This is a genomic window from Roseomonas sp. E05 (assembly GCF_030063475.1).
Lineage (GTDB): Bacteria > Pseudomonadota > Alphaproteobacteria > Acetobacterales > Acetobacteraceae > Pseudoroseomonas.
In genome coordinates, this window is record NZ_JASIRT010000035.1 from 20,229 (window position 1) to 42,464 (window position 22,236).

The following is a 22,236-nucleotide window of genomic DNA, read 5'->3' on the forward strand; positions in this document are numbered from 1 at the left end:
CGGACATGCCAAGCGATGCTCCCCAGGTCACAAAGGCGAAGCCGCCGGTGCAGTCGGGCACCGATTGGCTGGGCCGGGTGCGTGACTGGTTACGCCAGGTGTTTCGGTTGAATCCGGACGGGCGTAAGCCAAACAAGCAGCAGTTGGGTGCACATGCCGGATACTGGATCGCAGCCTTCATCGTGATCACCTTGCTGCAGAGCTGGTGGGCGGCCAGCCAAGCCGTGCAGCCGATTCCCTACAGCGAGTTCCGCCAACTGGTTCGCGAGCAGAAGGTTGCCTCTGTTCAGGTCTCTGGCTCCCACCTCTTCGGCACCTTGAAAGCGCCCAACGCGGACGGCCGCCGGTTGTTCGAGACAACAGCGGTACCCGAGGACATCGCAAAGGAACTGGAGGCTGCCGGCGTCAACTTCACGGGCGTGGTGCCGAACACCTTCTGGTCCAACCTGCTGTCCTGGCTGCTGCCGATCGTCGTCTTCTATCTCGTTTGGGCACTGGTCTGGCGGCGCGCCGTGGCCAATCTCGGGATGGACGGCGGGCTGATGTCCATCGGCCGGTCGCGCGCCAAGATCTACGTCGAGACCGACACCAGGACGACCTTCGCCGATGTCGCCGGGGCCGACGAGGCCAAGGACGAGCTGAAGGAGATCGTCGCCTTCCTGAAGGATCCGGAGGGATATGGGCGGCTGGGTGCGCGCGTGCCGAAAGGCGTGCTGCTGGTCGGCCCACCGGGCACCGGCAAGACGCTGCTCGCCCGGGCCGTGGCGGGCGAGGCGGGCGTGCCTTTCTTCTCCATTTCCGGCTCCGAGTTCGTGGAGATGTTCGTGGGGGTCGGCGCGGCACGCGTCAGGGACCTGTTCCTGCAAGCGCGTGACAAGGCGCCGGCCATTATCTTCATCGATGAGCTGGATGCGCTCGGCCGCGCCCGCGGCGCCTATGGCCTTGGCGGCCATGACGAGAAGGAGCAGACCCTGAACCAGCTCCTGGTGGAGCTGGACGGCTTCGATCCCCGGACCGGCGTGGTCCTGCTGGCCGCCACCAACCGGCCTGAGGTGCTGGATCCCGCGCTGATGCGGGCCGGCCGGTTCGACCGACAGGTCCTGGTGGACCGCCCGGACAAGCCCGCTCGCGCGGCCATCCTCCAACTCCACCTCAAGCGCATCAAGGCGGCGCCCGAGGTCACCGCCGACCGACTGGCTGAGCTGACGCCCGGGCTGACCGGGGCGGATCTGGCCAATGTCGTGAACGAGGCGGCGCTGCTTGCCACCCGGCGCGCGGCGGATCAGGTCGACATGTCCGATATCAACGAGGCTGTGGAACGGGTGGTGGCCGGTCTTGCCCGCAAAACCCGCGTGCTCAATCCGCGGGAGCGGGAGACGGTCGCCTACCATGAGATGGGGCATGCCTTGGTCGCGCTGTCGCTGCCTGACACGGACCCCGTCCACAAGGTCTCGATCATTCCGCGGGGCGTGGGCGCGCTGGGATACACGATCCAGCGGCCGACCGAGGACCGGTTCCTGATGAGCCGGGAGGAGCTGGAGAACAAGATGGCCGTTCTCCTCGGCGGCCGGGCCGCGGAGGTGCTGGTCTTCAACCGGGTCTCGACCGGTGCGGCCGACGACCTGCAGCGGGTCACCGACATAGCCCGGGCCATGGTGACCCGCTTCGGCATGGCGGAGGAGCTCGGCCCGGTCACCTTCGAGCGCGAGCAGCGCAGCTTCCTCGGCGCGCCCCCGCCTGCCTTCGAGCAGCCCCAGCGGGCCTACAGCGAGGCGACGGCCCAGACGATCGACCGGCTGGTCCAGGATCTCGTTCAGAAGGCGTTCAGCCGGGCCTCCGACATCCTGCAGAAGCGGATCGACATCCTGCACCGGAGTGCGAAGGAGCTCCTGGTCCAGGAAACTCTGAGCGCCGAGGAGCTGGCCGTCTTGACCGGGAAGGTCGAACCCTTGGCGGCCTGATGTTGACCGACACAGCCATCTCGGCCCTCGTCATGCTGTTCGTGACGGTGGCTCCCTTCGAGGTCGCCTCGATGTTCTTCGTGCTGGCGGCCAACGCCTCGCCGGAGCAGCGGCGCCAGTTGGCGCTGCGGGCCTGCATGACCGGCTTCCTGGTCCTGGTGGCCTTTGCACTCGGCGGAAACCGCCTGCTGGGCGCCCTGCAGGTCGGCTTGCCCGCGTTCCGGGCTGCTGGCGGTGTCCTCCTGCTGGGCTTGGCGAGGGATCTCCTCTTCGCCAAGCCGTCAGGGCTATCCTCCATCACCCCTGGCGAGGAAGCGGAGGCCACGGGGCAGGCCGATATCGCGGTTTTCCCGCTCGCCATCCCACTGATTGCCGGGCCCGGGAGCATGACAGCCATCGTCCTGCTCACCGGCCAGGCGGACAACGCGGGCCAGATGGTGGTCGTCCTCCTCGCCCTGCTGGCCATCATGGCCCTGACCTTCGGCGCGATGCTGGCGGCCGAACGTCTCTTCCGGCTGCTCGGGCGGACCGGTGTCAATGTCATCGCGCGGGTATCGGGGATCCTGCTGGCCGCCCTGGCCATGCAGTTCCTCTTTGACGGGCTGAGACAAAGCGGGTTGCTGCACTGACCTGCGGAGGCAGCGCCTTTCGTCCCGCGCTGAAGGACGCGGACGGCGGATCGGGTTGCCATCTTTGACGCAACCGAGCCGCGTCTGGGGCTTTTCTTTAACGGCCGACGGACTAACTGTTTGGCCGGACGGAAGACGCGGTGCCACATAACGGGCCGCGCAATTCGCTTCCATTGCCGACACTTTGCTCTTGCAGGAGGTGTTGTCGATGAGGATTGCTCAGATCGCACCGCTCTACGAGCGGGTGCCACCCAAGCTCTATGGCGGCACCGAACGTGTCGTCTCCTATCTCACCGAGGAGCTGGTCCGCCAGGGCCATGAGGTGACGCTCTTCGCAAGCGGTGATTCGATCACCAAGGCGAAATTGGTCCCTTGCTGCGACACGGCTCTGCGCCTCAATCCAACGGTGAAGGACTCTCTACCCTATCATGTCGTGCAGCTGGAGAAGGTTCGCCAGCGAGCCCGCGAGTTCGACGTCCTGCATTTCCATACCGATGCGCTTCATTTACCGCTGTTCCGTGGCCTGGCGAAGCGGACGTTGACGACGCTGCACGGGCGCCTTGACCTTCCGGATCTGAAGCCCCTCTACACCGAGTTCCCCGAGTTCCCGTTGGTCTCGATCTCCCACGCCCAGCGCTGGCCGATGCCGCCGGTCAACTGGGTCGGAACGGTGCCGCACGGCCTTCCGGGTGACCTCCTGCCATTCCGTCCCGCCAGCAAGGGAGGCTATCTCGCTTTCCTCGGTCGGATCTCGCCGGAAAAGCGTCCGGACCGGGCGATCGAGATTGCCACACGGGCGGGAATCCCCCTGAAGATGGCGGCCAAGGTCGACAAGGCGGATGCCGATTACTGGTCCGAGGTCATCAAGCCGATGATCGAGCGGCATCCCCGCGTTGAATTCATCGGCGAGATCAATGAGCATCAGAAAGCTGAGTTCCTCGGCAACGCACTCGCCCTGCTGTTCCCGATCGACTGGCCCGAGCCGTTCGGGCTGGTGATGATCGAGGCGATGTCCTGCGGCACGCCGGTCGTCGCGTTCCGGTGCGGCTCTGTGCCGGAGGTCATCGAGAACGGTGTCTCGGGGTTCATCGTAAGCTCGATCGACCAGGCGGTCGACGCGGTCCAGATGGTCGGGAGGCTCGACCGCCAATCAGTCCGTCAGGCCTTCGAGCAGCGCTTCACCGCCGAGTGCATGGCCCGCGAGTATCTCTCGATCTATGAGCACTTGGCTGGAACGCGCCTTTCGGCGCGCCGGCCGGCTCATCAGAGCCGGCTCTCACCCCTGGCGATGCCGGGCGACATTACCCTGCCGTCCGGAGCCGGCTGGATGGACGCCCCCGGGTCGCCGGCCGCGCAGGCCCGGTCGATTTCGGGCCAGGCCTGACGGCGACAACACATCGAACCAACGAAAGGAACAAAGCGACGGAGAAGTGACATGGCAGCCAAGGTCATCGGTATCGATCTGGGCACCACCAACTCCTGCGTAGCGGTCATGGAGGGTGGCACCCCCAAGGTCATCGAGAACGCCGAGGGCGCGCGGACCACGCCCTCGATGGTGGCTTTCACCAAGGGCAGTGAGGTGCTCGTTGGCATGGCCGCGAAGCGCCAGGCGGTCACCAACCCCGAGAACACGATCTTCGCGGCCAAGCGCCTGATCGGCCGCCGCTTCGACGATCCGACCGTCACCAAGGACAAGGGGCTGGTGCCGTATAAGATCGTGCGCGGCGACAACGGCGACGCCTGGATCGAGGTACAGGGCAAGCGCTACAGCCCGAGCCAGATCAGCGCCTATGTGCTGACCAAGATGAAGGAGACGGCCGAGGCCTATCTCGGCGACAAGGTGACCCAGGCGGTCATCACCGTCCCGGCCTACTTCAACGACGCCCAGCGCCAGGCCACCAAGGACGCGGGCCGCATCGCCGGCCTCGAGGTCCTGCGCATCATCAATGAGCCGACCGCGGCTGCGCTCGCCTATGGCATGGAGAAGAAGGGCACCGGGCGGGTCGCGGTCTATGACCTTGGTGGCGGCACCTTCGACATCTCCATTCTGGAACTCGGCGAAGGTGTCTTCGAGGTGAAGTCCACCAACGGCGACACCTTCCTGGGCGGCGAGGACTTTGACGCACGCATCGTCGACTACATCGCGGGCGAGTTCCAGCGCGAGCATGGCATCGACCTGCGCCGCGATCGCCTCGCACTGCAACGCCTGAAAGAGGCCGCCGAGAAAGCAAAGATCGAGCTCTCCTCCGCCAAGGAAACGGAGATCAACCTGCCCTTCATCACGGCAGACGCCTCCGGACCGAAGCACCTCCTGGTCAAGCTGACCCGTGCGAAGCTGGAAGGCCTGGTTGATGATCTTGTCCAGCGCACGATCGAGCCCTGCCGTGCCGCGCTGAAGGACGCCGGTGTAACCGCCAAGGACATCGATGAGGTGATCCTCGTTGGCGGCATGACCCGGATGCCCAAGGTCATCGAGGCGGTCAAGGAGTTCTTCGGCAAGGAGCCGGCCCGCAACGTCAATCCGGACGAGGTGGTCGCGGTCGGCGCGGCCGTGCAAGCCGGTGTCCTGACCGGCGACGTCAAGGACGTTCTGTTGCTCGACGTGACCCCGCTGTCGCTGGGCATCGAGACGCTGGGCGGCGTGTTCACCCGGCTGATCGACCGCAACACCACCATTCCGACCAAGAAATCCCAGACCTTCTCCACGGCCGAGGACAACCAGACCGCCGTCACGGTGCGCGTATTCCAGGGCGAGCGCGAGATGGCGGCCGACAATAAGCTTCTAGGTGAATTCAACCTGGTCGGCATCCCGCCCGCCCCGCGTGGTATGCCGCAGATCGAGGTGACCTTCGACATCGACGCGAACGGCATTGTGTCGGTCAGCGCCAAGGACAAGGCGACCGGCAAGGAGCAGCAGATCAAGATCCAAGCCAGCGGTGGCCTGTCCGAGCAGGAGATTGAACGTCTTGTCCGCGAAGCCGAGCTGCACGCCGGTGAGGACAAGCGGCGCCGGGCGGCCATTGAGGCCCGGAACCAGGGCGACGCGCTGGTCTACACCGCCGAGAAGCAGCTGCAGGAGAACGGCGGAAAGGTCGGCGCTGCCGAGCGGCAGAGCCTGGAGGATGCGATCCGGCAGCTGCGGGACGTGCTCAGCGGTGACGACGCCGACCGGATCGAGCGTCAGACCGAGACCCTGTCCCAGGCGCTGGCGCGGTTCGGGGAAGCCGTCCATCGCGGCGCCGCGGGCCAGGACACGTCCGCCGGCCAGGGCAGCTCAGCTGGGAACGGCGCGGGCGGCACCGACAACGTGGTCGACGCCGAGTTCGAGGAGGTCGACACCCGCAAGCGCGGCCAGGGCTGATGAGGTGGAGGGAGGCTGAACGTGGACATTCAAAAGTTCACCGAGCGCGCCCAGGGTTTCCTGCAGGCAGCGCAGACCATCGCCATCCGGGAGTTCCATCAGCGGATCACGCCGGAGCATCTGCTGAAGGCACTCCTGGACGATGAGGAAGGGGCAGCAGCGGGCCTGATCCGGGCGGCCGGGGGCGATCCCCAGGCTGCCAGGCAGGCGATCGACCTCGAGGTCTCCAAGCTGCCCAAGGTGCAGGGCTCCGGCGCCGGCCAGCCGCAGGCGACGCCGGATCTGGTCCGGGTGCTGGACGCGGCGGAGCAGGCCGCGCAGAAGGCCGGTGACGAGTATGTGGCGCAGGATCGCCTGCTGGTGGCGCTGGCCGCCTCCGACGGCCCCGCGGCTCGCGCCCTCCGCGAGGCCGGCGCCACCCCGCAGGCCCTGGACAAGGCCCTGACCGACATCCGCAAGGGCCGCAAGGTCACCAGCCAGAACGCCGAGGCCAGCTTCGACGCGCTGAAGAAGTATGCCCGCGACGTCACCGCGCTGGCGCGGGAGGGTAAGCTCGACCCGGTGATCGGCCGGGAGGAGGAAATCCGCCGCACGGTCCAGGTTCTGGCCCGCCGTACCAAGAACAACCCCGTGCTGATCGGTGAGCCCGGCGTCGGCAAGACGGCGATCGTCGAGGGCCTCGCGCTGCGCATCGTCAACGGGGACGTACCGGAGGCGCTGAAGAACAAGCGCCTGCTGGCGCTCGACCTCGGCGCGATGGTCGCGGGGGCCAAGTATCGTGGTGAGTTCGAGGAGCGCCTGAAGGGCGTGCTGCAGGAGATCGAGCAGGCCGCGGGGGAGGTGATCCTGTTCATCGACGAAATGCACACGCTGGTCGGCGCGGGCAAGTCGGACGGCGCGATGGACGCCTCCAACCTTCTCAAGCCTGAGCTGGCCCGTGGCGCGCTGCACTGCATCGGCGCGACCACGCTCGACGAGTACCGCAAGCACGTGGAGAAGGACGCGGCGCTGGCGCGGCGCTTCCAGCCGGTGTTCGTCGGTGAGCCGAGTGTGGAGGACACCATCTCCATCCTGCGCGGCATCAAGGATAAGTACGAAGCCCATCACGGCGTGCGGATCAGCGATTCCGCCTTGGTCGCAGCGGCGACGCTATCCCAGCGCTACATCACCGACCGCTTCCTGCCGGACAAGGCGATCGACCTGGTGGACGAGGCTGCCTCCCGCCTGCGCATGCAGGTGGACAGCAAGCCGGAGGAGCTCGACGAGCTCGACCGCCGCCTCATGCAGCTCAAGATCGAGCGTGAGGCACTGCGCAAGGAGAACGATCCAGCGTCCCGGGACCGGCTCGAGAAGCTGGAAAAGGAACTGGCCGAGCTTGAGGAGCAGTCCAACGCGCTGACGGCGGCGTGGCAGGCCGAGAAGGCGAAGCTGACCGAATCCCAGAAGCTCAAGGAGCAGCTCGATCAGGCTCGCAGCGAGGTCGAGATCGCGCAGCGCCAGGGCGACCTCGCCCGAGCCTCCCAGCTGCTCTACGGCGTCATCCCGGATCTGGAGAAGAAGATCGCCGGCAGCCAGGGTGAGGGCCAGCTCGTCAACGAAGCGGTGACCGAGGAGCAGATCGCCGCGGTGGTCTCCCGTTGGACCGGCGTGCCGATGGAGCGGATGCTGGAGGGCGAGCGGGCCAAGCTGCTGCGCATGGAGGACGAACTGCGCCGCCGCGTGGTCGGCCAGGAAGAAGCCTTGCGGGCGGTGGCCAATGCGGTGCGGCGCGCGCGCGCCGGGCTGCAGGACCCGAACCGCCCAATCGGCAGCTTCCTGTTCCTCGGCCCCACGGGTGTCGGCAAAACCGAGACCTGCAAGGCGCTGGCGGAGTTCCTGTTCGACGACGAGCGGGCGATGGTGCGCGTCGACATGAGCGAATTCATGGAGAAGCACAGCGTCTCCCGCCTGATCGGCGCGCCGCCGGGCTATGTCGGCTATGATGAGGGCGGCGTGCTCACTGAGGCCGTGCGGCGCCGTCCCTATCAGGTGATCCTGTTCGATGAGGTCGAGAAGGCGCATGAGGACGTCTTCAACGTCCTGCTCCAGGTTCTCGATGACGGCCGCCTGACAGACGGGCAGGGCAGGACCGTCGATTTCAAGAACACCATCATCGTACTGACCAGCAATCTCGGTAGCGACGTTCTCGCGGCTCAGCCGGACGGTGAGGACACTGTCCTGGTGCAGGGTCAGGTGATGGCGGTGGTGCGGCGGCACTTCCGGCCGGAATTCCTGAACCGGCTGGATGAGATCGTCCTGTTCCGTCGCCTGCAGCGCGCCGACATGGCGAACATCGTCGATATTCAGCTCGGGCGTCTGCGCAAGCTGCTCGGCGACCGCAAAATTACCCTCGACGTCGATCGCGGCGCGCTCGAGTGGCTGGCCGAAGCGGGCTACGACCCGACCTACGGTGCCCGTCCTCTGAAGCGCGTCATCCAACGTGAGCTGCAGAATACGCTGGCGGAGATGATCCTGACTGGAGATATCGGCGACGGTGACAGGGTCCATGTGAGTGCCACCGACCATGGGTTGGCCATCATCCCGCCGATCCATGTGGAGGAGGTCACGCCAAGGGCCGCTTGAGATGATGAGGGAGGCTTCTGACCATGCGTGATTGGTTCTTCGCCTCCAGCGCCCGCAGTGAGCAGATGAGTGCGCTGCTCGCGCGGAACTGGTGGGCCATTGCCCTCCGTGGTGCTCTCGCGCTGCTGCTCGGAATAGCCGCTCTGGCTCTGCCAGGCGTCACGATGCGCGCTCTGGTCCTGACCTTCGGCGCGTACACCCTGGCGGACGGCATCCTGGCGATTGTCGCCGCGATCCGGGCCGCGCGGGAGCATGAACGCTGGTGGCCGCTCGTGATCCAGGGCCTCCTGGGTATTGGCGCCGGGGTGATCGCCTTCTGGGCCCCGGATGCCACGGTCATGGCCTTCGTGTACCTGAGTGCCGCCTGGGCCATTCTGTCCGGGGCGGCCATGCTGGCCGCCTCGGGCAGCCTTCATCGGAGCCACGGCAAGTGGGCTCTGGGGCTTGCTGGTCTGGTTTCGCTTCTCTGGGGCGTGCTGCTGGCCTGCGCTCCGGCGATGGGGGCGCTGGTCATGACCGCTTGGCTCGGGGCCTACGCGCTGCTCTTTGGCGCTGCGTTGCTTGCGCTGGCCTTCCAGCTCAGGCGGCAGGCGAATGCCACGTCCGAGAGGCAACCCCAAGGGCTCGCTGTACCTCCGATGTGGCCACAGCCGCCTGCCGCGGCTGATCGTCCTGTAGGCGGCTGGCGCTTCGTCTACAGGTACCGCAGGGTATCCTGGCGCTGAGATCGACCAGACGGGGACGGCAGATCCGCGCCGTCTCCCGTCCATCGCTTCGCCCAGCGGATGCCAGAGCACTTGAGCCGGGATGGCCCGTCTCCTTCCGTGAGGCGGGTGCTGGCGAGATCTCGGCAGCCGTCCTTTCACCAAGCCGCGCCCAGTCCGCGGCGGCACAGCCGTGGAGAATGAGCAATGACGACCTGGACGCGCGTGACCGACCCCGACATGGCGGCAACTTTGCTGCCTGCTTGGTTCGCAGCGCGCATGATGGGAACGCGTGGTTCCTACGGGTTCCTTCTCACGACCGGGGACGTCGTGCGCGTGAGCCGCGTCACGGCGATCCATGTCTCCTCCGACGGACCGATCCTGATCGACGTGCTGCTCGATCACGCAGGCGTGCCGGGCGGAGTGGACACGGCGTGGCAGCCGAAGCATTTCCTCGGTGCGCCGGTGCCCGGCGCGAATCTCGCGACGCTTAATCTTTCGCAGGTGGCCATCGCGGTGGAGTTCACAGTGGCGGAAATCGCCGAGACCGCGCTCGACGCCAAGGGCACGGCAGCGGCCGCAGACCAGGTCGAAGTGCCTGACACAATTGAGGCAACGGCGGTGGGCTATATTGCGCCCGTTGCCTCCGACGGAGGTCAGCCGATCTCAGGCCGACTCCTAGCCGGCGGGGAGACTGTGGACGTAATAGCGAATCTAGGTCTCAGGGCTCCTCAACGAGGATAATGCAATCCCATCGCGCGGACCGAGCGGAGCACGGCCAGTGAAGTGGATGCCGCAGCCCACGAGCTCGGCACAGGACGTGCTTGGTGCTATCGCCCGCTCCGCTGCCTGCGCGCGGCCGAGATGCCACGGCTCGGTGTGTAGGGCTTTCACGGGCCGCTCGACTTCCTGCTGGAGGTGGTGCGGCAGCATCGCTGGACCTCGGAAGCCTGTCGATCATCGCCCTGTGCGACCAGCTCGTGGCGCGACCGCAACCGAAGGAGGAGCCCAGCGCGGCGCTCATGAGGCCGCTGTGGAACCAGGCGCGCGCCTCCATCGAGAGCAGCGTCGAGTCCAGTCCCTTGCCCCGGCGCCGCAGGTAGCAGAAGGCGGCGAAGCTCACGACCGCGCTACTGAAGGTGAAGGCGACGCCGATATCGTAGGAAGCCGCTCTTCCCCCGGAGAGCAGGCCGCCGGCGGCGTCGGCTGCGGCGTAGGCGGCGGCGAAGAGGCCCAGCGCGCCGCTGAGGAAGCCGAGCGTGGGCTCAAGGTGCCAGTAGCCGAACTGGAACCTGCGGTCCTCCCTGCGCCCGATCAGGCCGGCGACCAGCCACGCCGCCACGGCCATGCCGGCCTCCACCAGGGCGTACATGGCGTCGACGACGATGGCTCGGGAGGCCGCGGACAGGCCGACGCCGACACCCGCCACGGCGGTCCCAGGGTGATGACGGCCGAGGCGAGCAATAGGGAGCGCTCCCTGGCTCCGTCGCTGGATGCGGGACCGATGACACCTGCTGACCGATGCGGATTGCGGGTGAGGGGGTGTCCAGCTTCGGCCCCAGCGTGATCCATCGATCGGCCCTCAAATCCGGTGGGCACGAAGGCGGGCGAGGCTTTCGCCGAGCACGACGACGCTCACGCCCAGCATGGCGATGTCCTTGATCAGGAAGCTGCCGAGCGCGTCGAGGAAGGGGAAGCCGCCCGATCCTGCCTCCCAGATCGGCAAGGCGAGCATAGTGGAACTGGTGACGGCGAAGGTGGCGGCTCCGAGAGCGCCGCCGAGCACCCCGGCCCGGGGCGACCATGGCGAAGCCAGGAGGAGGGCTGCGGTGAACACCTCGACCACGCCGAGCAGGGTGGAGGTCCCCGCCTCACCAAAGACGGAATAGAGCCACGCGAGCCAGGGCGTGCCGCTGATGAGCGGCTTCAGCACTTCGGCCTCGATCGCGGTGAACTTGAGGATGCCGATCAGGAAGAGGGGAAGGATGACACCTGCGAGGGCGATGGCGCGCCCGAGTGCGGCGAGGCGCTCGCCGGGGATGAGGCGGTCGACCCCCGCGATCGCCCGGTCCGTCGTGGCCAGAATGTTGTGCGACATGGAAAGCCCCTGATTTGTGTGCGGGAAGCACATAAACCCTGGCAGGCTTGCATTGTATGCGTCAAGCATATATTTATGACGCATGGTCAATGCAAAGCTCGAGAACATCGTTGGGGCGCTGGCGCTTGCCTTGTCGGACGACCTGCTGCGGCAGGTCCAAGATCAGGCACCCGAACCCGGCCCGGCCGCGGCGGCGATCGCGCTGCTGCGGCATGAGCCGGGGATGGCCATCGAGCGGCTCCGGCGGGCGCTGAGGCTCTCCCACCCCGGCGCCGTGCGGCTGGTCGACAGGCTCGTCGCCGCCGCCCTTGTGGTCCGCCGTCCCGGCCTTACCGACCGCCGGGCCGTCGCGCTGCACCTCACGGAGGACGGCGAGCAGCGGTGCGACGCGATCCTGAGGGCTCGCCGGGGGAGCATGGCGCGCGCCCTCGGTACCCTGGACGAGGCCGAACGCCGGGTGCTCGGGCTCCTCACCGAAAAGCTGCTCGCGGGCCTGATTGGCGACGTCGACGATGCCTACTCGGTCTGTCGCCTCTGCGACACGGGCGCGTGCCGCGACTGCCCGGTTGACAGGGCGCTGAGCGGCATAACCGAGTGATCACCGCGACCACCCGACCTTGGCGTGGATTCCTGGCTCGCCGCCTGCCGCGCAGACGGGGCGGACCCGCTGCGGCGGCAGGTCAGCGCCGTGAGGATGGTTACACCTACGCGGATAGGTAGCGTGGGACCTGGAAAGCCCGACAGCATAGCCGGTCGACCGTGAGCCGGGTATTCCGATCCTGAAACACCCGGTAGGAGAGTTGCCGATTGACCAGCCATACGCCGCTGATCGCCGCGATCGCCTTCGGTCTGGTGCTCGCCTTCCTCTTCGGGATGGTGGCCCACCGATTCCGGGTCTCCCCTCTGGTCGGCTACCTCCTGGCCGGCGTCGCCGTCGGCCCCTTCACCCCTGGCTTCGTGGCCGATCAGGGCCTGGCGAACCAGCTCGCCGAGGTCGGGGTGATCCTTCTGATGTTCGCCGTGGGCCTGCACTTCTCGTTGAAGGACCTGCTCTCCGTACGGAGCATCGCGGTGCCGGGGGCGCTCGGGAGGATCGTGGGCGCGACCCTCATGGGGATGGGGCTGGCCTGGATGTTCGGATGGTCTGCCGGGGCCGGTCTGGTCTTCGGGCTCGCGCTCTCGGTCGCCTCCACCGTCGTGCTGGCGCGAGCGCTGCAGGACCGCCGAATCGCTGATACTGAACGCGGGCGAATCGCCATCGGGTGGCTCATCGTGGAGGATCTGGTGACGATCCTCGCCCTGGTCCTGCTGCCGGCGCTGGCGCCCGTCTTCACGGGTGCCGCCGACTTCTCTATCGGCGATCTGCTCGCCATGGTTGCCGGGACGGCGGTCAAGGTCGGCGCCTTTATCGCGATCATGCTGGTGGCGGGACGGCGGGTGATCCCCTGGATCATGCATCGCGCAGCCCATACCGGTTCGCGAGAGCTGTTCCGGCTGGCTGTCTATGCGGTGGCGCTGGGGGTGGCTTACGCGGCAGCGGAGATGTTCGGCGTCTCCTTTGCTCTCGGCGCCTTCCTGGCCGGGATGATGATGGGCGAGAGTCAGCTCTCGCAGCGGGCCGCGGATGAGGCGCTGCCGCTTCGTGATGCCTTCGCGGTGCTGTTCTTTGTCTCCGTCGGTATGCTGTTCAACCCGCTGATCCTTATACAGGCCCCTCTCGCGGTCCTGGCGACGCTGGGCATCATCGTGCTGGGCAAATCCGCCGTGGCCTACGCCATCGTGCGCACCTTCCGGCACCCGCCTGCCACGGCGCTGAGCATCGCCATCGCCCTCGCGCAGGTCGGCGAGTTCTCCTTCATCCTGATCGCGCTCGGCGTCGAGCTCGAGCTGCTACCGCCCCAGGGGCGAGACCTGGTACTGGCAGGAGCGATTCTGTCCATCCTGCTGAACCCCTTCCTTTTCACGCTGGCTGAACGTTGGCGTGGACGGGCGCTGTTGCCGGTACCCCCGCGGGGAGCCATGCCAGCGGCAGTTTCCTCGGCCACAGAGGTGGAGAGCGTTCCAGCTCCTCCAGAGCGAACTGCTGCTGCGCTCCAAATTCCGGCACAAGAGGCCGTCCCGTCCCTGACGGGCCACGACGTGGTCATTGGGCATGGACGCGTCGGTAGCATCATCGCCAATGCGCTGAGCAGGAATGATCGACCTCTGTTGGTCTTCGAGGTGGCCGAAGAGAGCCACGCTGTCGCGCGGGAGCATGGGCTGGCGGCCGTGCTTGGCAATGCCGCCGATCCGGAGGTGCTCGTCCTGGCGAACCTGGCGGAGGCAAGCCGCCTGTTCGTAACCGTGCCCGAGGCCTTCGAAGCCGGTCAGATCGTGGAGCAGGCGCGTGCCGTCAATCCGACGCTGGAGATCGTCGCCCGTGCCCATTCGGATGCCGCCGTGGAGCATTTGCGGCGCCTGGGCGCAAACCACATCATTATGACGGAGCGTGAGGTGGCGCACCGCATGCTCGACTATGCGAACCAAGCGCTCGAACGGCTGCAGCGGCCAGGCGCTGTGAAAGGCGTGGGCGGCGACACGCTCCTTCACGTTGGGCTTGCGAAGGGTACGTGATGTTGTACCTGCATCGTGCGGCGTCGCGCCCGTCCTGCCACTGAGCCAATTCTAACTCCGTCGTCCAGAACATCGGGCATGCTGCCCCGGTCAATCCGGCCACCAGCTGGTGGCGGCGCTGCAGGGCGGTCTCGCCCGGCACCCTGGCAACCATCTCTGGTCATGCCCTTGAGGCGCATGTGAAGCCGTACCGATCGGACCAGGATGGTGAACAGGGCGACGAGTCGGTGAATGTCGTCAGCCAGGGCAGGGGGTGCCGCGCCTGGCACATGGGCCAGCAAGCGCTCGGCGGGAGCGTCGAAGGTGTCCTCGACGGCGGGGCCCGCAGAGCTGCCGCTGTCGCGGCGCAGGGCCGAAACTACTCCGCCGCGTTCTCGATCAGGGTGTCTCGGAGCAGGGTGAGGTCCGCCTGGATGGCCTTGAGCTTGCCCGCGTCCTGACCCATCGCGTGCAGGATGCCGAGCGGCACCTTCGCGGCCTTGTCGCGGAGCGCACGACCCTGATCCGTCAGCGCGATCCGCACCACCCGCTCGTCGGCAGTGTCGCGGCTGCGGCGCACATAACCGCCGCTCTCAAGCCGCTTCAGCAGGGGCGTCAGGGTGCTGGTCTCCATGAAGAGCTTCTCCCCGATCTGCCCGACCGTCTGGTTGTCCTCCTGCCAGAGGGCCACCATGGCGAGATACTGCGGGTAGGTGAGGCCGAGCTCGCGCAGGAAGGGCTTATAGACGCGGGAGAAGGCGTGCCCGGCGGCGTAGACCGAGAAGCACAGGAACTGTTCGAGCTGCAGGGCATCATCCGCCATGGTCCGCCTCCTGACGAACGAGGGACATTATATCGCGTGAGATAATATCTCAAGGACGGCAACGGCAGGGCAGCCATGCACGAAGATAAGTCGCGTGAGATATAATACGACGATACCTTCCTCTCACACCAAGGCCGCCCCGCCGGCCGATGAGAGGACTAACCGATGTTGAAGCCCCCCGCCCTGATCGCCTCCGCCCTGCTGGCCAGCACCATTCTCAGCGGCTCCGCCTCTGCCCAGCCGGTGCTGGAGCCGACCACACAGCAGTTCATCGACAGCCTGGCCGGGTCCACCCCGATTTACACGCTGACCCCCGACCAGGCCCGCGGCGTGCTGCACGGCGCCCAGTCCGGCGTGGTCGCCAAGCCCGCCGTCGACATCCAGGATCGCACCCTGCCGGTCGGCCCCACCGGTCAGACCCGGATCCGCGTCCTCCGCCCTCAGGGCGCGCACGGCACTCTGCCCGTCGTGGTCTACTTCCACGGCGCCGGCTGGGTGATGGGCGACACCACCACCCATGACCGGCTGGTGCGCGAGATCGCGACCGGTGCCCAGGCTGTGGTGGTCTTCGTCGACTACGAGCGCTCGCCCGAGCATCGCTATCCGATCGCGATCGAGCAGGATTATGCGGTGACGAAGTACGTCGCCGAGCATGCCCGCGAGTTCAATGTGGACGCCAACCGCCTGGCCATCGCCGGCGACAGCGTCGGCGGCAACATGACGGCCGTGGTCTCCCTGCTCGCCAAGGAGCGCGGCGGCCCGGCGATCCGGGCGCAGGTGCTGTTCTACCCCGTCACCGACGCGGCCATGAACAACGGCTCCTACCACGAGTTCGCCGAAGGCCCCTGGCTGACCGCCAAGGCGATGGCCTGGTTCTGGGACCAGTATGAGCCGGACGCTGCCAAGCGGACCGAGCCGCGCATCTCGCCCCTGAACGCCTCCCTCGACCAGCTGCGCGGCCAGGCCCCTGCGCTGGTAATCACCGACGAGAACGATGTGCTGCGCGACGAGGGCGAGGCCTATGCCCGCAAGCTGATCCAGGCCGGCGTCCGCACTACGGTGACGCGCTACAACGCCACGATCCACGACTTCGTCATGCTGAACGCCCTGGCCGAGACCCCGGCCGCTCGAGCGGCGATCGACCAGGCCAACGCTTTCCTGCGTGCCGCATTCGCCGCCCGCTGAAGTCTCGACCTCCCCGAAGGCCCACCTCCAACCCTCATCACCTGCCGAGAAGGAATCACGACCATGACGACCAAGGTTCTCTACAGCACCTCCGCCCGTGCCACGGGGGGCCGTGACGGCCACTCCGCCACCCTGGACGGCAGCCTCGACGTCAGGCTCGCGATGCCGAAGGAGCTCGGCGGCTCCGGCGGCCCGGGCAACAACCCCGAGCAGCTCTTCGCGGCGGGCTACGCCGCCTGCTTCCTGGGCGCGATGAAGTTCGTCGCCTCCCAGGGCGGCACGGCCAAGGTGCCGGCTGAGGCCACGGTGACCTCCACCGTCGGCATCGGCCCCCGCTCGGAGGGCGGCTTCGGACTGGAGATCGCGCTCGCCATCTCGCTCCCAGGCGTCGAGCGCACGCAGGCAGAGGCGCTGGTCGAGAAGGCCCACCAGGTCTGCCCCTACTCGAACGCGACTCGCGGCAATATCGACGTGAAGCTCAGCGTCGTCTGAGCGGATGCGGCTGGCCTCCTCCGGTCGTCCGGAGGAGGCAGTCCTCGTGCGGCCGTCGGGGAGGCCTGACGGCTATGACCGATGATGAGGCGGGAGCGGCTCGTCAGGAGCCTTGCCAATCCCGAGGCCGACACCCACGGATCCGCCCATGCCTCCGCCCATCCCCATGTCGCTGCCTTTTCCGCCAGCACCCTGCCGCTGGTCCTCCTTTCCACCCTCACCCTTACCCTGTCTGCCAGTACTCGATGGCCGCGTCGGGCCCTGCATCGGAAGCGCAAGATCGGCCGGTATTGGATCAAGGTCGAGCGCCTGGCGGATAAAATCCCGAAGCGAGACAACCAGTTCATGCGTGTGGACGGGGCGTCCAGCGACCAGTTCGCGCGCGGCGCGCTCGGCGAGGCGGACATGCTCCTCGGTTCCCAGCAGGATGATGTCCGACAGAGCGGCCTCGACCGCGTCGCGGATCCGGCGCGAGCGGTCTGACCCTCCGGTGCCAAGGTCGAGGCCCGAGACTGCCTCGCTGTCGGCGGCTGGATCGCTGCGCCGACGCAAATCGCGGAGATGCATCGGATCGACCGTCAGTGCGCCGGTGAATGAGCCACCCAGGGTCTTATAGGCTGCGATCAGCGTGCGCAGACGCTCGTTGATCTGGCGGTTCATGCGCTCGCGGCGCTGCTGGACCGTGACCATCATGAGCAGACGGACGCCGACGCCAATGAGCGTGAACAGCGCGAGCCCGACCAATGTCAGAACCAGACTTTGCCATGAGCTGAAGTCAATTCCCCGCAATGCTGCCTCCCCGGCTGCTTCCTCACCACGCCACAGCGGCTCGATCTTCCGCCGTGCACCAAGCGTCAGGTGGAACGCTGGAAACTCGCATCCCTCGGCTCACCGCACCTCCTTCGGATCCTCCCGCCTCCGCCGCCGCAATCGTCGCTCCGCCATCCGCATGAGCGGCGTGGACGTTACCCCATGCAGCAGGATGGATAGCAGCACGGTGAAGGCGACCACGGCCCACAGCGCGTCGTGATCCCCAAACCTCGCCCGGGCGAAGGCGTATTGCATGTAGAACAGGGTCCCGATCCCTCGGATCCCGAAGAAGGCCATCAGCGCCTTGGGCTGCCAGCGCAGGTCAGTGCCGAGAAACCCAAGCCACGCCGAGGCAGGGCGCAACACGAGGATTAAAGCCAAGGCCAGCAGCACCCCGCGCCAGGTCAGAGGCTGAAGCAGCCCAGCGCCCAAGCTCCAGCCGAACAGCACCAGCACCAGCATCACCAGCACCCGCTCCACCTGCTCGGCGAAGCCCGACATCGCCCGGTGGAACTCGGCATCCGGTTCGCTGGCGCGGATCGAGGCCCCGGTGACGAACACCGTGACGAAGCCATTGGCGCCAAGGATCTCCGCCGTGGCATAGGCGATCAGCGTCACGCCCACGGCGGCCAGCCCATCGCCGGTGTCCGAGAGCTTCAGCCGGGGAGAGTGGAACATGAACCACCCCATGGCCCGTCCGCCCAGCCAGCCGATCAGCACCCCCAGCCCCATCTCGCTTACCAGGTCGAGGCCGAGCCAGCGCCCCCAGGCCACTGGCGCCGGCTGCGCCAGCAGCACCGCCAGGGTCACGAAGGGGAAGGCGAGGCCGTCGTTCAGCCCGGCTTCCGAGGTGAGGGCGAAGCGCACCTCGCCTTGCTCGCCCTGACCGGGGGGCCCTGTCTGCACGTCCGAGGCCAGCACCGGGTCGGTGGGCGAGAGGGCCGCCCCCAGCAGCAGGCTCGCCGCCCAGGAGGAGCCCAGCCACAGATGCGCGCCCAGCGTGACACCGAGGATGGTGAGCGGCATCGCCACGCCCAGCAGGCGCCAGGTCGAGCCCCAGCGCCGCCAGCCGAAGCGCCGGTCCAGCCGCAGTCCCGCCCCCATCAGGGAGATCAACACCACCGCCTGGTTCAGGCGCTCCGGGACATGATCATCGTCGAGCCGGTCGAGGTCGAGCGGCAGCACTCCGCTGCTGTGCAACCCGATGCCGATCAGCACGCAGATGATAGGCAGCGAGAGTGGCAGCTTGTTGAGCACCAGCGGAAGCCAAGCAACCAGCAGGATGATAGCTCCCAGACCCATCGGGAGGAGCGTGTCGGCTTCGAGATGCATTGTGACTGTATTACGCGGCCCGGATCAGAGTTTCGCTGCACTCCTGAATCAATGGAGCGGAGCTGGGTCTTTGGCGGCCCAGCCCATGACTGCCGGATCGCGCCCTGTCCCTATGGGCGTCACACGACCAGAGCCTGGTCTCGGACCAAGGCCCGGCCGCGTCCACCTCGTTTAGCGGAATAAAGCGCCTTGTCGGCATGCGCGAAGACCTGCTCGATGGTCTCGCCATCCGCAGGCCAGACGGCGCCGCCGATGCTGCATCCCACCTGAACAGACAACCCGTCGAGGTCGTAGGGCGCGCTGATGGCCCGTAGGGCCCGTTCCGCGATGGTCAGAACCGGGGTGCATCCGGGAGCAGGGCCGGTCGGCAGGACCAGGACGAACTCGTCACCCCCGAGCCGTGCCACGGCATCGCCCTCCCGGACAAGATCGGCAAGCCGCGCCGCGACCTCCACCAGGAGCTGGTCACCGACAGCGTGGCCGTGAGTGTCATTGGCCGCCTTGAACCCGTCGAGGTCGATGCAGAGGACACTCAGGGTCTGTGCGCCGAGCCCCGCCCTGATCATGGCTGCATCCAGGTACACCGCCAGGCCAGCGCGGTTGAGGAGGCCGGTCAGCGCATCGTGGTGGGCTGCATCCGACATCTGGTCCAGAGCCATCTGCTTGCGGGTCAGGGCCTCCAGCAGGGTGGAGATCGACTCCGTGAGCACGGCCACCTCCCGAGGCCGGGTGATGACCGGCATCTCGACCGCCTCACCGCGCCGCAGGCGATCGGCCGTGTTTGCCAGTCGATGAAGTGGCCGAACGATCCAACCGGCCAGGAGCCAGCCCAGGATCCCAAACAGGGTGGCGCAGAGCACGCTGGCGGCGAGAACCGCCCACCGGATCTCACGCGCGCCTTGATCCGCGACGGACACAGGCTGGCGGGCGACGGCGGTCCATCCCAATCCCCGGTATTGCCCCTGTCCGCCGCTCTGCACGGCCGCAGTGAGATAGGCATGGCCGTCGGGCCAGGCTTCCACCTGGGCGGCCTGCGCCTCGCGACGGGCGCGGCGGACCACCGCGAGGTCCGGCTTTTGCCCGAGCAGACCGGTCGGACCGTTCAGCACTGTGCCGTCTGAACCGATCACAAGCAGGTCCACGGCCTCCCGGGCCCGAGAGGGCCCGCCAAACACCTGGCCCATGTCCTCGACCCAATGCCAGTCGAGGTCCGCTCCCAGGACTCCCGTCACACGTCCATCGGCGGAGCGCACCGGAACAGCCATGTCGAGGAAACGGAACGGCGCCGTGCCCGTGTCTGGCAGAAGGCGGGCGAGGGGAGCAAACTCATGCACATCGCCGACATAGGGTTCGGCCGTGCCATCCTTGAACCAGGGGGTGGCGGACACATCCTCGCCCACCAGCATCCCCTTGGTCGCGGCGATGATCTGGCCATGCGTATCGGCCAAGCCGAGCCAGGACTGCGACGGAATCTCTCTCTGGACTGCATTGAGCGCCTGTTGAACGGAAGCCAGATCGCCCGCCCTGATGATCAGGTCGAGGTGACTGAGGACCATCAATTGGGCGAGGCGCAGGGATATCCCGCGGTCCAGGTGCTCAATGTAACCATTGGCCCGGGCGATGAGGCTTTGTCCCTGGTCATCACGCGCACGCTGCTCCGCCCAGCCACTGAACAGGAGACCCAGCGAAATCGCCACGGCTCCGGCCATTCCGGCAAAGCTCGTCGCCAGCACAGCTCTGAGACCGTAACGGGCATGCGGGGAAGGTCGAACCAGTGAGCTGAAGCGGTGGAGCATTGCTGTTTCAGCCATCACACCTGTTTCGAGGTTTCGAGGTTTCGAGGTTTCGAAGTTTCGAGGTTTCGAATGGGAGCAGGGGACGTGTCAGTCCATTCGGCGAAGGTTACATCCAGCCGCCGTCCTGGGTCACTGACGGGCCGCGACAGTGTGGGCGGCCACCGTGATTCATGTGACGCTCTCGTGGTGATTCTATTCTACTGCCAAGGCCAATAATAATCCTGTTCCTATGGCGACCGGTCCTCCTCGGCACTGTTCAAGAAAAGGCCGGGAAAATACATGGAGAATACCTCGCTTCGGGACGGCGCCCGGAGAAGGACATTGGCGTCCAGACTCCAGAGCTCTGCTGTTCTCAGTGCTGACGAACGCCGCAGGCGGCCGTTGGTATGCGATATCCTCCTACCCCAGCCAGGGGAGCGCTCACACGGCGGCGATGGGCAGCCATGGTGGGCCCAGAAAGAAACGTCGCTTACGGAGGGAATAAATCATGGTGGCGGGCGTCAGTGCATCTGACATGAGCGATGCGGCGGCGCGGAACCGCGACACGGATGACATATGACTGACATCACCGACGACGACCTGCGTGACCTGCTGCCGCAGTTACGCCGCTTCGCGCTGCATCTGACTCGCGAGGCGGCCAGCGCCGACGACCTGGTCCAGGCCTGCCTCGAGCGGGCCCTGTCGCGCTGGTCGTCCCGGAGACCCGACGGCAGCCTGCGCGCCTGGATGTTCACAATCCTTTACCGGCAGTTCATCGCGGAACAACGGCGGGCCCGGCGCTTCTCACGGCTTCTGCACCTGTTCGGGGGCAGCGACCGCCTGGAACCCTCGCCCGAGGATACCGCGCTGGCACGGTCAGGCCTGGAAGCGGTCGACAGCCTCCCAGTCGATCAGAGGGCGCTGCTGCTGCTCGTGAGCGTCGAGGGGTTGAGCTACAAGGAAGCAGCCGAGGCACTGGATGTCCCGATCGGCACCGTCATGTCGCGGCTGTCCCGGGCCCGCACCGCCCTGCATCGGGCAGTTGAAGGCGACATCAGCCCCCCATCCCTGAGGGCCGTGACATGAACTCTCTCATTCCCGACGAGAACGTCCTGCACGCCTATGTCGACGGGCATCTGGACGCGGAGGCCCGCGCCCAGGTGGAGGCCTTCCTCGCCCGCTCCCCCGAATGGGCGGCCACGGTCGCCGGCTGGAAGCGCGACGCCGAGCGGCTCCGCACGAGCTTCGCCGCCTCGCCGCGTCTGGCGCCCAATCCCCGGCTGGACCCCGCCGCGGTGCGCCGGCAGCTGCGGGTGCGCCGGCAGAAGCGGCTGGCCATGGCAGCCGTCGTGACCCTGATGACCGGGATCGGCGGTGCTACTGGCTGGAAGGCGCGTGACCTGTCCTTTGCCGCGGCGAATCCGCCCATGGCGGACGCCGTGCAGGCCTACCGCGTCTTTGCCACGGCCGAGAGCGCGGCGGTGGAGGTCAGTGCGACCCGGCCCGATGGCATGCAGGCCTGGCTGGCGGCGCATCTCAGGGGTGGTGGCACCCGCGTGCCGGATCTCAGCACCTATGGGGTCCAACTGCTCGGAGGCCGCCTGCTCGCGACCGAGGAAGGGCCCGCGGCCATGGTGCTGTTCCAGGACGAGGACGGCCGGCGTATCGCCCTGTACATGCGGCCGGGAGGGCCGTTTGCCACGGAGGCCATGGAAGAGCGCCGCGACGGCGGACTGGTGGCCCGCTACTGGTCCCGGAACGGCTATCGCTTCGCCGTGGTGGCGCCGGCGGACAACGACCGCGCTGGCGAGATCGCCAGCGTCCTGCGGGTCACCGGCTGACGTGAAGGGAG

General features: G+C 67.1%; 19 protein-coding genes. 13 read left to right on the forward strand and 6 right to left on the reverse strand.

Features of this window, described 5'->3' with window-relative positions; translation table 11 throughout:
- Positions 1 to 5 precede the first annotated feature (5 nt).
- From ftsH to QMO56_RS22710, 7 genes are all read left to right on the forward strand, one after another.
- On the forward strand, positions 6 to 1,961 hold the full coding sequence (gene ftsH, locus QMO56_RS22680; RefSeq protein ID WP_283529522.1) for an ATP-dependent zinc metalloprotease FtsH: 1,956 nt from the start codon (positions 6 to 8) through the stop codon (positions 1,959 to 1,961).
- 2 nt (positions 1,962 to 1,963) lie between these two features.
- Complete coding sequence (locus QMO56_RS22685; protein ID WP_283529523.1) at positions 1,964 to 2,590, forward strand: MarC family protein; 627 nt, start codon at positions 1,964 to 1,966, stop codon at positions 2,588 to 2,590.
- Between the two features lie 208 nt (positions 2,591 to 2,798).
- Positions 2,799 to 3,974: a glycosyltransferase family 4 protein gene (locus QMO56_RS22690; RefSeq protein WP_283529524.1), complete on the forward strand. Its 1,176-nt coding sequence runs from the start codon at positions 2,799 to 2,801 to the stop codon at positions 3,972 to 3,974.
- Positions 3,975 to 4,025: 51 nt separating this feature from the next.
- Positions 4,026 to 5,951: a molecular chaperone DnaK gene (gene dnaK / locus QMO56_RS22695; protein WP_283529525.1), complete on the forward strand. Its 1,926-nt coding sequence runs from the start codon at positions 4,026 to 4,028 to the stop codon at positions 5,949 to 5,951.
- A 21-nt stretch (positions 5,952 to 5,972) separates the two neighbouring features.
- On the forward strand, positions 5,973 to 8,573 hold the full coding sequence (gene clpB / locus QMO56_RS22700; RefSeq protein ID WP_283529526.1) for an ATP-dependent chaperone ClpB: 2,601 nt from the start codon (positions 5,973 to 5,975) through the stop codon (positions 8,571 to 8,573).
- 23 nt (positions 8,574 to 8,596) lie between these two features.
- The gene (locus QMO56_RS22705; RefSeq protein ID WP_283529527.1) at positions 8,597 to 9,298 is read left to right on the forward strand and encodes an HdeD family acid-resistance protein; all 702 of its coding nucleotides are present in this window, start codon (positions 8,597 to 8,599) and stop codon (positions 9,296 to 9,298) included.
- Between the two features lie 186 nt (positions 9,299 to 9,484).
- Positions 9,485 to 10,021 (forward strand): hypothetical protein, encoded by a 537-nt coding sequence (locus QMO56_RS22710; RefSeq protein WP_283529529.1) that lies wholly within the window; start codon positions 9,485 to 9,487, stop codon positions 10,019 to 10,021.
- Here QMO56_RS22710 and QMO56_RS22715 read toward each other — a convergent pair.
- Positions 9,999 to 10,706, reverse strand: coding sequence for a cation transporter (locus QMO56_RS22715; RefSeq protein ID WP_283529530.1), 708 nt, complete (start codon positions 10,704 to 10,706; stop codon positions 9,999 to 10,001). The two genes, QMO56_RS22710 and QMO56_RS22715, sit on opposite strands and share 23 nt — an antisense overlap.
- A gap of 153 nt (positions 10,707 to 10,859) precedes the next feature.
- Complete coding sequence (locus QMO56_RS22720) at positions 10,860 to 11,375, reverse strand: YkgB family protein (RefSeq protein WP_283529531.1); 516 nt, start codon at positions 11,373 to 11,375, stop codon at positions 10,860 to 10,862.
- 82 nt (positions 11,376 to 11,457) lie between these two features.
- Here QMO56_RS22720 and QMO56_RS22725 point away from each other — a divergent pair, with 82 nt between their 5' ends.
- Both QMO56_RS22725 and QMO56_RS22730 read left to right on the forward strand, forming a co-directional pair.
- Positions 11,458 to 11,973: a MarR family winged helix-turn-helix transcriptional regulator gene (locus QMO56_RS22725; RefSeq protein ID WP_283529532.1), complete on the forward strand. Its 516-nt coding sequence runs from the start codon at positions 11,458 to 11,460 to the stop codon at positions 11,971 to 11,973.
- A 209-nt stretch (positions 11,974 to 12,182) separates the two neighbouring features.
- On the forward strand, positions 12,183 to 13,988 hold the full coding sequence (locus tag QMO56_RS22730) for a cation:proton antiporter (RefSeq protein ID WP_283529533.1): 1,806 nt from the start codon (positions 12,183 to 12,185) through the stop codon (positions 13,986 to 13,988).
- Between the two features lie 358 nt (positions 13,989 to 14,346).
- Here the strand turns inward: QMO56_RS22730 and QMO56_RS22735 are convergent, their stop codons facing one another.
- Positions 14,347 to 14,790 carry a MarR family winged helix-turn-helix transcriptional regulator gene (locus QMO56_RS22735; RefSeq protein ID WP_283529534.1) on the reverse strand — a complete coding sequence of 148 codons (444 nt, stop codon included), beginning with the start codon at positions 14,788 to 14,790 and terminating at the stop codon, positions 14,347 to 14,349.
- A gap of 165 nt (positions 14,791 to 14,955) precedes the next feature.
- Between QMO56_RS22735 and QMO56_RS22740 the strand changes: the two genes are divergently transcribed.
- Complete coding sequence (locus QMO56_RS22740) at positions 14,956 to 15,975, forward strand: alpha/beta hydrolase (RefSeq protein ID WP_283529536.1); 1,020 nt, start codon at positions 14,956 to 14,958, stop codon at positions 15,973 to 15,975.
- A gap of 63 nt (positions 15,976 to 16,038) precedes the next feature.
- Positions 16,039 to 16,467 carry an organic hydroperoxide resistance protein gene (locus QMO56_RS22745; RefSeq protein ID WP_283529537.1) on the forward strand — a complete coding sequence of 143 codons (429 nt, stop codon included), beginning with the start codon at positions 16,039 to 16,041 and terminating at the stop codon, positions 16,465 to 16,467.
- 72 nt (positions 16,468 to 16,539) lie between these two features.
- Here the strand turns inward: QMO56_RS22745 and QMO56_RS22750 are convergent, their stop codons facing one another.
- The 3 genes from QMO56_RS22750 to QMO56_RS22760 all read right to left on the reverse strand — a co-directional run bounded on the left by QMO56_RS22750 (position 16,540) and on the right by QMO56_RS22760 (position 20,306).
- Positions 16,540 to 17,256: a hypothetical protein gene (locus QMO56_RS22750; protein WP_283529538.1), complete on the reverse strand. Its 717-nt coding sequence runs from the start codon at positions 17,254 to 17,256 to the stop codon at positions 16,540 to 16,542.
- A 99-nt stretch (positions 17,257 to 17,355) separates the two neighbouring features.
- Positions 17,356 to 18,609 carry a sodium:proton antiporter gene (locus QMO56_RS22755; protein WP_283529539.1) on the reverse strand — a complete coding sequence of 418 codons (1,254 nt, stop codon included), beginning with the start codon at positions 18,607 to 18,609 and terminating at the stop codon, positions 17,356 to 17,358.
- 119 nt (positions 18,610 to 18,728) lie between these two features.
- Complete coding sequence (locus QMO56_RS22760) at positions 18,729 to 20,306, reverse strand: GGDEF domain-containing protein (RefSeq protein ID WP_283529540.1); 1,578 nt, start codon at positions 20,304 to 20,306, stop codon at positions 18,729 to 18,731.
- 654 nt (positions 20,307 to 20,960) lie between these two features.
- Here QMO56_RS22760 and QMO56_RS22765 point away from each other — a divergent pair.
- The gene (locus QMO56_RS22765; RefSeq protein WP_283529542.1) at positions 20,961 to 21,470 is read left to right on the forward strand and encodes a sigma-70 family RNA polymerase sigma factor; all 510 of its coding nucleotides are present in this window, start codon (positions 20,961 to 20,963) and stop codon (positions 21,468 to 21,470) included.
- Complete coding sequence (locus QMO56_RS22770) at positions 21,467 to 22,225, forward strand: anti-sigma factor (protein ID WP_283529543.1); 759 nt, start codon at positions 21,467 to 21,469, stop codon at positions 22,223 to 22,225. The genes QMO56_RS22765 and QMO56_RS22770 overlap by 4 nt, the downstream gene beginning before the upstream one ends.
- Positions 22,226 to 22,236: the final 11 nt, after the last annotated feature.

What these genes read in the sequence shown, in the direction of transcription:
- QMO56_RS22745 (WP_283529537.1), top strand. Translation starts at nt 16,039, where the DNA reads ATGACGACCAAGGTTCTCTACAGCACCTCCGCCCGTGCCACGGGGGGC.
- QMO56_RS22770 (WP_283529543.1), top strand. Translation starts at nt 21,467, where the DNA reads ATGAACTCTCTCATTCCCGACGAGAACGTCCTGCACGCCTATGTCGAC.
- QMO56_RS22765 (WP_283529542.1), top strand. Translation starts at nt 20,961, where the DNA reads ATGACTGACATCACCGACGACGACCTGCGTGACCTGCTGCCGCAGTTA.
- dnaK (WP_283529525.1), top strand. Translation starts at nt 4,026, where the DNA reads ATGGCAGCCAAGGTCATCGGTATCGATCTGGGCACCACCAACTCCTGC.
- QMO56_RS22755 (WP_283529539.1), bottom strand. Translation starts at nt 18,609, where the DNA reads ATGCATCTCGAAGCCGACACGCTCCTCCCGATGGGTCTGGGAGCTATC.
- QMO56_RS22725 (WP_283529532.1), top strand. Translation starts at nt 11,458, where the DNA reads ATGGTCAATGCAAAGCTCGAGAACATCGTTGGGGCGCTGGCGCTTGCC.
- QMO56_RS22740 (WP_283529536.1), top strand. Translation starts at nt 14,956, where the DNA reads ATGTTGAAGCCCCCCGCCCTGATCGCCTCCGCCCTGCTGGCCAGCACC.
- ftsH (WP_283529522.1), top strand. Translation starts at nt 6, where the DNA reads ATGCCAAGCGATGCTCCCCAGGTCACAAAGGCGAAGCCGCCGGTGCAG.
- QMO56_RS22690 (WP_283529524.1), top strand. Translation starts at nt 2,799, where the DNA reads ATGAGGATTGCTCAGATCGCACCGCTCTACGAGCGGGTGCCACCCAAG.
- QMO56_RS22720 (WP_283529531.1), bottom strand. Translation starts at nt 11,375, where the DNA reads ATGTCGCACAACATTCTGGCCACGACGGACCGGGCGATCGCGGGGGTC.
- QMO56_RS22705 (WP_283529527.1), top strand. Translation starts at nt 8,597, where the DNA reads ATGCGTGATTGGTTCTTCGCCTCCAGCGCCCGCAGTGAGCAGATGAGT.
- QMO56_RS22710 (WP_283529529.1), top strand. Translation starts at nt 9,485, where the DNA reads ATGACGACCTGGACGCGCGTGACCGACCCCGACATGGCGGCAACTTTG.
- QMO56_RS22735 (WP_283529534.1), bottom strand. Translation starts at nt 14,790, where the DNA reads ATGGCGGATGATGCCCTGCAGCTCGAACAGTTCCTGTGCTTCTCGGTC.